Source organism: Streptomyces sp. NPDC004065 (assembly GCF_044903565.1).
Taxonomy (GTDB): Bacteria; Actinomycetota; Actinomycetes; order Streptomycetales; family Streptomycetaceae; genus Streptomyces.
On record NZ_JBJDQT010000004.1, the window covers coordinates 228,191 to 238,097 of the forward strand.

7 protein-coding genes are annotated in these 9,907 nt (G+C 74.3%); 2 read left to right on the forward strand and 5 right to left on the reverse strand.

Features of this window, described 5'->3' with window-relative positions; translation table 11 throughout:
* Nucleotides 1–99: 99 nt before the first annotated feature.
* From ACI2LW_RS08320 to ACI2LW_RS08330, 3 genes are all read right to left on the reverse strand, one after another.
* Nucleotides 100–474 (reverse strand): hypothetical protein, encoded by a 375-nt coding sequence (locus ACI2LW_RS08320; RefSeq protein WP_404730368.1) that lies wholly within the window; start codon nt 472–474, stop codon nt 100–102.
* Nucleotides 471–2,912 (reverse strand): nitric-oxide reductase large subunit, encoded by a 2,442-nt coding sequence (locus ACI2LW_RS08325; RefSeq protein ID WP_404730369.1) that lies wholly within the window; start codon nt 2,910–2,912, stop codon nt 471–473. The genes ACI2LW_RS08320 and ACI2LW_RS08325 overlap by 4 nt, the downstream gene beginning before the upstream one ends.
* 269 nt (nt 2,913–3,181) lie before the next feature.
* Nucleotides 3,182–4,117, reverse strand: coding sequence for a response regulator transcription factor (locus ACI2LW_RS08330; RefSeq protein WP_404730370.1), 936 nt, complete (start codon nt 4,115–4,117; stop codon nt 3,182–3,184).
* Nucleotides 4,118–4,254: 137 nt separating this feature from the next.
* On the opposite strand from ACI2LW_RS08330, the gene ACI2LW_RS08335 reads away from it, so the two are divergent.
* Together ACI2LW_RS08335 and ACI2LW_RS08340 are read left to right on the forward strand one after the other, a co-directional pair.
* Complete coding sequence (locus ACI2LW_RS08335) at nt 4,255–5,928, forward strand: AMP-binding protein (protein WP_404730371.1); 1,674 nt, start codon at nt 4,255–4,257, stop codon at nt 5,926–5,928.
* Nucleotides 5,925–7,580 carry an AMP-binding protein gene (locus ACI2LW_RS08340; RefSeq protein WP_404730372.1) on the forward strand — a complete coding sequence of 552 codons (1,656 nt, stop codon included), beginning with the start codon at nt 5,925–5,927 and terminating at the stop codon, nt 7,578–7,580. Before ACI2LW_RS08335 ends, ACI2LW_RS08340 begins: the two co-directional genes overlap by 4 nt.
* A 198-nt stretch (nt 7,581–7,778) precedes the next feature.
* Here ACI2LW_RS08340 and ACI2LW_RS08345 read toward each other — a convergent pair whose 3' ends face one another.
* Nucleotides 7,779–8,534 (reverse strand): hypothetical protein, encoded by a 756-nt coding sequence (locus tag ACI2LW_RS08345; RefSeq protein WP_404730373.1) that lies wholly within the window; start codon nt 8,532–8,534, stop codon nt 7,779–7,781.
* Nucleotides 8,535–8,820: 286 nt separating this feature from the next.
* A complete protein-coding gene (locus ACI2LW_RS08350) occupies nt 8,821–9,396 on the reverse strand; it encodes a TIGR04222 domain-containing membrane protein (protein ID WP_404730374.1) in 576 nt (191 codons plus the stop codon).
* Nucleotides 9,397–9,907: the final 511 nt, after the last annotated feature.

Genomic DNA, 9,907 nt, shown 5'->3' on the forward strand with positions numbered 1-9,907 from the left:
AAGTACCGTTTCTATGTAGTGCGGCAAGTACCGTTTCCCACCCCCGCGGCCGCGTTCCGACCCCCGAGGCGCCCGACGCGTCCCGCCCGCGGCCGCCGCTCACCCGGGCGGCGTGCACCTCGTCCGGCGCAGCCTGCGCCCCAGCAGGGCGAGCAGCACGCAGTGCGGAGCGCACACCGCCGCCAGGAGCGCGATCTCGGCCGGTGCGTGATGGCGGACCGTCTCGGCGCCCGCCAGGACGACCCCGACCACGCAGACGAACAGCGAGAAGGCCCGGTGGAAGCGGTGCACCTCGGAGTGCGGCCAGGTGTCGGCGCCGACCGCCGGGGGAGTCTGGTCGACGGCCCGGTGGTAGCCGGTGAAGACGCGGGACTCCCAGGCGGCGGTGGTCTGACGGCCGTAGAGGTCCAGCCCGAGGGCCACCACCCACAGCACCGCCACATAGCCGGCGGCGAGCAGCGTCTCGGCGCTCACGGGGTCACCGCCTCCGGGGCGCCCGTTCCCGCGGAACCGTCCGCGGGATCCTCGCCCGCCCCGGCGCCGTGCCCGTCCGCCGGGTCCTCGCCCGCCGCGTCGCCCTCCCCGTCCGCCGCGGGTCCGGCCTCGGTGAACAGCAGGCTCGCCTCGGCGTCGTCCGGCCGCCGGGTCCGCCCGGTCCGGTGGCGTACGCCCAGCCAGGTCATCCACAGCAGCGGCAGTACGCCGCCGACGAGGAACACCACGTCTCCGGGCAGGCGCAGCCACTCGAGGAACACATTGGTGTCGCCCTGGAGGTAGCCGAGGCTGCGCGCGTCGGCGTAGCCGCTCTGGACCACCTGGTAGAGCTGGAGGGCGCCACCGGGCAGCAGGGTGGCGAAGGACATCCAGGCCAGTCCCAGGTTGAGCGACCAGAAGGCCAGCCGGGGCCAGCGGTCCGACCAGCGGTCCTCGGGGATGAGGTAGCGCAGCGCGAACAGCGCGAACCCGACCGCCAGCATCCCGTACACGCCCATCATGGCGGCGTGCGCGTGGTTGGCGGTCAGACCGGTGCCCATCTCGTAGTACGAGACGATCGGCAGGTTGACCAGGAAGCCGAAGACGCCGGCGCCGAGGAAGTTCCAGAAGCCGACGGCCGCCAGGAACATCACCGCCCAGCGGTGCGGGAACGGCGTGTCCGAGAGGCTCTGGCGGCGGGCGCCGATCTGCAGGAAGCCCCACGCCTCCACGGTGAGGAAGAGCAGCGGCACCACTTCCAGCGCGGAGAACGTCGCGCCCAGCGCCAGGTGCTCGGCGGGCTCGCCCGAGAAGTACAGGTGGTGCATGGTGCCGATGACACCTCCCGCGCCGTACAGCACGATGTCCAGGAAGATCACCGCGAGGGCGACCCGCTCCCGGACCACGCCGAGCAGGACGAACAGGTAGGCGACCGTGGCCGTGGTGAACAGCTCCATGAAGTCCTCGACCCACAGGTGCACCACGATGAAGCGCCAGAAGTCGGCCGCGGTGAACTGCGACTCGGGGCCCGCCAGCAGGCCCACCGCGTAGAACGCGGGCAGGGCGAGCGCGGCCAGGAAGAACAGCCACGGCATGTTGGCGACGCTCTCCTGCCGCAGCCTGCGCCGCAGCCCGCGGAAGAGGATCACCACCCAGATCACCATGCCGAGGGTCAGCAGGATCTGCCACAGCCGGCCCAGGTCCAGGTACTCCCAGCCCTGGTTGCCCAGCACGCTCCACAGCCGGCCGAGCCCCCCGCGCTGCCCGGCCAGCTCGCCGAGCAGGCTGCCGCTGACCACGACGACCAGCGCGCCGAGCAGCGCCCTGGTCAGCAGGGCCTGCCTGCGCGGCTCCCAGCCCCGGGCGATCAGCGGGGTGATGAAGATGCCGATGGCCAGGAAGGAGGTGACCACCCAGAAGATCGCCAGCTGGGTGTGCCAGGTGCGCACGAGGTTGTACGGCAGCCAGCGGTCCAGCGGGATGCCGAAGAAGCTGCCGAGGTCGGCCCGGTAGTGCTGGGCCGCCGCGCCGAGCAGCGCCTGGCACAGGAACAGCGCGGCCATCACCAGGAAGAACCAGGCCGTGGTGCGCTGCGCCGGGGTGAGCCGGACCGTGTCGGGGGAGTGGAAGCGCAGTTCGCGGTGGTCGCGGCGGTGCCAGCCGAGGAAGTTCCACCGTCCGAAGGCCGCGAACAGCGCGCCGGAGCCCGCCAGCAGGAAGATCAGCGACAGCACGCTCCAGGTCACGGTGTGACCGGTGGGCTCGTTGCCGACCAGGGGCTCGGAGGGCCAGTTGTTGGTGTACGAGTAGTCGTGGCCGGGGCGCTCGGCCGCGGCGGTCCAGGCCGTCCAGCCGAAGTAGGCCGTGACGTCGTGGATCTCGCCGGGGTCGGTGATCGCCTTCGGCCGCAGGCCCTGCTTGCCGTCGGGGCTGCCGAGCAGGCGGGCGTAGTGCCCGGTCAGCTCGGTGAACGCGGCGGCCTGCGCGTCGCTCCACACCAGGGTGCCGGTCCGGGCGTCGTAGCGGTTGGTCCGGTAGTCCCGGACGGTCCTCTCGCCGGCGTCCGCCGCGCCGTCGCGGGTGTACGCGGCGCGCACCAGCCGGGCACTGCGGTCCAGGTAGTCGGCCGTGAAATCGGGTCCCAGATAGGCGCCGTGGCCGTAGATCGAGCCGTACTGCATCAGGCCGGCGCGCAGGAACACCTTCTGTCCCTCGCGCACGTCGTCACCGGTGAAGACGACCCGGCCGTTCGCGGTGACCGTGCGCTCGGGGATCGGCGGCTGGGCCTCGTAGGTGCGGAACGCCAGGAAACCGAGGACGAGGAACCCGCCGAGTGTGACGAGGACCGCCGCCTGCACCCAGCCGCGGGCGATCATCCGCGGCCGCTTGTCCCCGGTGGGTCCGCCGCCCCCGCCGGGGTCGGCCGGTACTGCTCCCATATGTCATGCCTCCCTCAACCAGACACCCGTCTTCGACGGGTGCCGTGTCCTTGGGGGGAGAGTAGTACCAATCAAAGTTGGTATTTAACTGGGGTAGTCGTTTAAACTCCGGCCGTCGCCGCACAAAGGGAAGAGCACCCCCGAAGGGACTCCGGGGGTGCTCTGTCCTGAGAGATCGTCGAGAGCCGTCGAGATCGTCGCGAGCCCTCGAGACCGTCGCGAGCGGTCGCGGGCCGTCGAGAGCGGTCGCGAGCTCGCCGGCCGGTGTGCTACGGCAGCAGACCCGCACGCCGGGCGCAGACCACCGCCTCGCCCCGGGTGTGGGCGCCGAGCTTGCGCATGGCCGAGCGCAGATAGCCCTTCACCGTCTCCGGCCGCACGCCCAGCCGTGCGGCCACCGCCGCGTTGGTCGCGCCCGTCGCCACGCACGCCAGCACGTCCAGCTCCCGGGGCGACAGCCCGCCGGCCCCGGCAGGCCCGTGTGCCCCGGCCTCACCCGCCACGCCCCGGCCGGTCTCCCCGGCCCCGTGGCAGAGGTCCGCGGGCGCGGCCCCCGCGAGCCGCCGGCACACCCGCAGCACCTCCGCCCGCAGCGCCGGGTCCGCGACCCGCGGGGCCAGCGAGCGCAGCTCCCGGTGCGCCTCGCGCACCTCCTCCCACGCCGCGCCGGACCACGGGGCGCCCGACCACGGGGCGCCGGGCGCCGCCGGGTCCGCGGCCGGCAGCGGACGGGCCGCCGCCATGAGGTCCCGCGCCTCCTCCCGCACCACCAGCGCCTGCTCCACGTCCCGCGCCGCCGCCACGGCCGCGCCCAGGACGCGGTCGCCCAGCGGCTGGGCGGTGCGCAGCGCCCCGTACAGCACCCCGCGCACCCGGCGCCGTACCACCACGGGCACCGCCAGGACCGAGCGCAGCCCCTCCGCGGCGACCGGGGCGTCGTACTCGTGGCTGATCTGCCGCGAGAGCGAGTAGTCCGTCACCGCGCACGGGCGGGCGAGCGCCACCGCCTTGCCGCCCAGCCCGTTGCCGGAGGCCACCGCGAGCGCGCTGAGCGCGGGCGTCGAGGTGCCGGTCAGCTCGCTGATCCGCACCCGGGGCCGGCCCGGCTCGACCAGCCCGCCGAAGGCGACCGGGAGACCCGTCGTGCGCCGCAGCCGCACCAGCGCGGCCCGGATCTCCGCCACCCCGGACGCGTTCGCCGTCACCCGCTCGCCCCTTCTCCACGGACACCGTGCTCACCACACCCCCGTTCGGGGGTAGTGAGACCCGCATCACGGATTACACGATGTGACAGAGCCGCCCCGCAATGGTCCGGAACCGAGGGACCGTACATGGAGGACAGATGACGACGGCGACGGAGACCTTCCGCAGGGCCCGGGACTTCCTGCTGGAGCACCGTGAGGACTACGCCACGGCCTACGCCGGCTTCCAGTGGCCCCGCTTCGAGCACTTCAACTGGGCGCTGGACTGGTTCGACGTCATCGCCGAGGGCAACGACCGCACCGCCCTGCACATCGTCGAGGAGGACGGCGGCGAGACCCGGCTGTCCTTCGCCGAGCTGGCCGAGCGGTCCGGCCGGATCGCGAACTGGCTGCGTGAGCGCGGTGTCGCCGCCGAGGACCGGATCCTCGTCATGCTCGGCAACCAGGCCGAGCTGTGGGAGACCGCGCTCGCCGCGATGAAGCTGCGCGCGGTCGTCATCCCGGCCACCCCGCTGCTCGGCCCCGCCGACCTGCGCGACCGGGTCGACCGCGGCCGGGTCGCGCACGTGATCGTGCGCGCCGCGGACACGGGGAAGTTCGCCGAGGTGCCCGGCGGCTACACCCGCATCAGCGTCGGCGGCGTGCCCGAGGAGGGCTGGCAGCCGTACGAGGACGGGTACGCCGCCCCCGCCGGCTTCCTCCCGGACGGGCCCACCCTCGCCGACGACCCGCTGATGCTCTACTTCACCTCCGGCACCACCGCCCGCCCCAAGCTGGTCGAGCACACCCACACCTCGTACCCGGTCGGGCACCTGGCCACCATGTACTGGATCGGCCTCAGGCCCGGCGACGTGCACCTGAACATCTCCTCGCCCGGCTGGGCCAAGCACGCCTGGTCCAACCTGTTCGCCCCGTGGAACGCCGAGGCGACCGTCTTCATCCACAACTACTCCCGCTTCGACGCGGCCCGGCTGATGACCGAGATGGACCGCGCAGGCGTCACCACCTTCTGCGCCCCGCCCACCGTGTGGCGCATGCTCATCCAGGCCGACCTCACCCAGCTGCGCACCCCGCCCCGGGAGGTGGTGGCCGCGGGCGAGCCGCTGAACCCCGAGGTCATCGAGCAGGTACGGCGGGCGTGGGGCAGGACCGTCCGGGACGGCTTCGGGCAGACCGAGACGGCCGTGCAGGTCTCCAACAGTCCCGGCCAGCCGCTGAAGACGGGCTCCATGGGCCGGCCCAGCCCCGGTTACCGGGTGGAGCTGCTCGACCCGGTGACCGGCGCGCCGGGCGCCGCCGAGGGCGAGATCGCGCTCGACCTGTCCGCGCGCCCGGCCGGACTGATGACCGGCTACCACGGCGACGCCGACCGCACGGCCGAGGCCATGGCCGGCGGCTACTACCGCACCGGCGACGTCGCCTCCCGGGACGAGGACGGCTACCTCACCTACATCGGCCGCTCCGACGACGTCTTCAAGGCCTCCGACTACAAGATCAGCCCGTTCGAGCTGGAGAGCGCCCTGCTGGAGCACGAGGCGGTGGCCGAGGCGGCGGTCGTGCCCGCCCCCGACCCGCTGCGGCTGGCCGTGCCCAAGGCGTACGTCGTGCTCGCCGAGGGCTTCGAGGCGGGATCCGACACCGCGAAGGTGCTCTTCGAGCACTCCCGCCAGGTCCTCGCCCCCTACAAGCGCATCCGCCGGCTGGAGTTCGGCGAGCTGCCCAAGACCGTGTCCGGCAAGATCCGCCGGATCGAGCTGCGCGAGGCCACGGCCGCGGGCTCGGCCGACGAGTACCGCGAGGAGGACTTCCGGTGACCTCGGAACTCTCGGAACCGTACGCGCAACTGCCGTACGCACAACTGTCGTACGCGCACGGAACGAGCGGCACGGTCCTGCTCGGCGACACCATCGGCGCCAACCTGGACCGGGCCGTCGCCGCCTGGCCGGGCCGGGAGGCGCTCGTCGACGTGCCCTCCGGCCGGCGCTGGACCTACGCCGAGTTCGCCGCGGACGTCGACGCGCTGGCGTACGCGCTGCTCGCGAGCGGCGTGGCCAAGGGCGACCGGGTGGGCATCTGGGCCGTCAACTGCGCGGAGTGGGTGCTGGTCCAGTACGCCACCGCGCGCGTCGGCGCCATCATGGTCAACATCAACCCGGCCTACCGCACGCACGAGGTCGAGTACGTGCTCAAACAGGCGGGCATCTCGCTGCTGTTCGCCTCGGTACGGCACAAGACCAGCGACTACCGCGCGATGGTGGACCAAGTGCGCGGCAACTGCCCGCAGTTGCGGGAAACCGTCCACATCGGCGACCCGAGCTGGGACGCGCTGATCGCACGCGGCACACCCGCACACGCGGAGGAACTCCGGCGGCGCGCCGCCGAGCTGTCCTGCGACGACCCCATCAACATCCAGTACACCTCGGGCACCACGGGCTTCCCCAAGGGCGCCACGCTCTCCCACCACAACATCCTCAACAACGGGTACTTCGTGGGGGAGTTGATCGCCTACACGGAGCAGGACCGGGTGTGCGTGCCGGTGCCGTTCTACCACTGCTTCGGCATGGTGATGGGCAACCTCGCGGCGACCTCGCACGGCGCGTGCCTGGTGATCCCGGCGCCCTCCTTCGACCCGAGGGCGACCCTTCAGGCCGTGCAGCAGGAGCGCTGCACCTCGCTGTACGGCGTCCCCACCATGTTCATCGCCGAACTGAACCTGCCCGACTTCGCCGCCTACGACCTCTCCACCCTGCGCACCGGCATCATGGCGGGCTCGCCCTGCCCGGTGGAGGTGATGAAGCGGGTGGTCGCCGAGATGCACATGGCCCAGGTGTCCATCTGCTACGGCATGACGGAGACCTCCCCGGTCTCCCTGCAGACCCGGATGGACGACGACCTCGAGCACCGCACCGGCACCGTCGGCCGGGTGCTGCCGCACATCGAGGTGAAGGTGACCGACCCGGCCACCGGCGTCACCCTGCCCCGGGGCACGGCCGGCGAGCTGTGCACCCGCGGCTACAGCGTGATGCTCGGCTACTGGGAGGAGCCGGAGAAGACCGCCGAGGCCGTCGACGCGGCCCGCTGGATGCACACCGGCGACCTGGCCGTGATGCGCGAGGACGGGTACGTCGAGATCGTCGGCCGGATCAAGGACATGATCATCCGGGGCGGCGAGAACATCTACCCGCGCGAGATCGAGGAGTTCCTCTACGCCCACCCGAAGATCCGCGACGTCCAGGTCGTCGGCGTGCCGCACGAGCGGTACGGGGAGGAGGTGCTGGCCTGCGTCATCCCGCGCGACCCCGACGACCCGCTGACGCTGGAGGAACTGCGCGCCTTCTGCGACGGACGGCTGGCGCACTACAAGGTCCCCAGCCTGCTGCGCGTCATGGACTCCTTCCCGATGACCGTGTCCGGGAAGGTACGCAAGGTGGAACTGCGCCGGACGTACGGCGAGCTGGAAGGGTAGGCCGAGCGGGAGGCGTGGGGCGAGCGGGAGGCGTACGGCGAGCGGGAGTCGTGGGGGCGGTCGGGGGCGGCCGGCGGCACCGGGTGGCACAGCCGGTACGGCCGGAGCGGCGGGTGGCCGCGTGCCGCCCGGCCGCTCGGCTGCCTCGGCCGGCCTGGCTGTCAGGCCGCCCGGCCGCTCGGCTGTCAGGCCGCCCGGTCAGGTGCGGGCGCCGGTGGAGTGCAGAGCCTCGGCGGGGGCGTTGACCGGGCGGGGGACGCCCGTGCGTTCCAGCAGGAACAGCGGCAGCAGCAGCGCGTCGGCGCTCGCGCGGGCCTGGTGGCTGTACCCGGTGAGCGAGAAGTACGCGCACCCTGCGGACTCCGTCATCGCGGTCAGCCACAGGCACTCCACGTCCCGCAGCGAGGCCCGCTGCGCGGCCGGGTCCACCTGGGCCACGAGCCCCCGGGCGGCGAGCCCGATGCCGGACGGGGGCCGCTGGTCGGCCCGCCGGATGTCCTCGTAGCCGAGCCAGCGCAGATACAGCGCGGCGTCGGTGACCGCGTCGCGCGCGGTGCGGATGGCCACGGGCCGGAAGCCCGCCCGCGCCGGGGCGCCGCCGGGCGCCGTGCCGGCCGGGCCCGGGCCCGGGCCCGCGGCCCCGCCGGCCGGCTCCGCCGTCACGCCGCCCCGGGGCGACCACGCGCCGCCGTCCGCCCGGGAGACCGCGATCCGCAGCACCGTCCCGCACGGGCAGCCCAGCTCCGGGCGCGGCCACTGGTCGCGGCGGCCGCAGCAGGCGCAGCGGACGGTGATCCAGTCCTCGTCCCAGACGCGGCGCGCCACGGGCGTGGGGGCGACGCGCGGGTCCAGCGGCGGGGCGACCGGCACGCCGCACGCGCACGGGTAGGAGGGCGCGGTGTAGACGTGCTCGCGCCGGCAGGCCGGGCATCGCACCGGCACGCTCTCGGGCATGGCGCACTCCAGGGCGTCGCGTCCGGGTGGCGGTCGGGAAAGCCGTCCCATGGTGCTCCCGTTCACCGCCGTCTGTCCGGCGCTTCACCCACCCGGGGGGGGCGCTTTGGGCCCAGCCTTGACACCTTTCGCGCCGGTGCGGTGGCAACGCCGGGCCGTCCGGGCCGCGTCGCCACGGCGTCCGGCGCGCGCGGCCGCCCAGGGGGCGCGCGGCTGTCCGGGGCCCGCCCGGCAGCCGAGTCCCGGGCGGTCCACCGGGGCGGCCCGCGCGCGGCCCGCCGCCGGCTCACACCGAGCCGCAGGTGAAGCCCCCGCTGCCGCCGCCGCTGCCCCAGGACTGCCGCAGCTCCCGCTCCGTGGTCCCGCCGCGGCCCAGCAGGCCAGCGTCCCGCGCGAAGCGCGGCACGAGCGCGGTCAGCGCCCGGTCGCCGTACAGGGCGACGGCGTACAGCCGGTCCTCGGGCGTGACGCCCTCGGCGGCGGCGGGCAACGGATGCAGGCGGCGCAGGGTGCGCAGGGCCCGCCGGCCGTGCCGCGTACGGCCGGGCGGGAAGCGGCGCAGCAGGCCGGCGGCGACGAGTTCGCGGCGCAGACCGGCCAGCGCCGTCGCGACGGACCTGCGGGCCGGCAACTGCCCCGTGCCCGCGGGCCGGTAGAGCGCGCTGTGCACGGCCCGGGTCAGGGCGGGCAGGTCCCGCGCGTCGCCGACGGGTCCCGTGGTGCGCGCGGTCCCGCCCGGCCCGGCGCCGACGGAGCCCCGCAGATGCAGGGCCAGGACGGCGACCTTGACGGCGGCGCGCCGGCCGCCGCGCAGCATCGCGATCTGGTGCGGCCGCAGCCGGTTCGCCGTGGCGTCGTCCATGGAGGCCCCCGCGAGGGACAGGGGCCCGCCACCCCCGTGCCGGCGGGCCCCGCGTGAAGACAGCCTGCCCGGCGCCGGGGGTGGCCCAAGCCCCGGACGGCCGGTTCCAGAGGTTGATTTGAGGGTGCCGTACCCGGCCTGCGCCCATTGCCGTACGCGGCTCGCGCCCAGTGCCTGCCGTACGCGCGGGCGTCCGCACGCGGCGCGCACGGCGGGGGTGCGGCCCCGTGGCCACGGACCGGACGGCTCCGCGCGCGGGGACCTCGAACCCCGAGCACCGGCGCCGTCCCCCACGGCTGGTGCGGCGCACGGCCACTCGGCCCCGTGCGGGGCGCCTGTACGGCCCCGCGCGAGGGGAACCTTCACCACCCCGCACGGGGGGACCCGCGCAGCCCGGCGACAGAGGTTCTGGGCCCTGCGCGGCTCTGCGCGGGGAGCCTGCGCGGCCCCGCGCGAGAGGTCTGCACGGGCGGTGCGAGGGGGGTCTGCACTGTCCCGCACGGGGGGACCT

Coding starts and splice junctions, on each gene's coding strand:
- ACI2LW_RS08350 (WP_404730374.1), bottom strand. CDS start 9,396: ATGGACGACGCCACGGCGAACCGGCTGCGGCCGCACCAGATCGCGATG.
- ACI2LW_RS08325 (WP_404730369.1), bottom strand. CDS start 2,912: ATGGGAGCAGTACCGGCCGACCCCGGCGGGGGCGGCGGACCCACCGGG.
- ACI2LW_RS08335 (WP_404730371.1), top strand. CDS start 4,255: ATGACGACGGCGACGGAGACCTTCCGCAGGGCCCGGGACTTCCTGCTG.
- ACI2LW_RS08345 (WP_404730373.1), bottom strand. CDS start 8,534: ATGCCCGAGAGCGTGCCGGTGCGATGCCCGGCCTGCCGGCGCGAGCAC.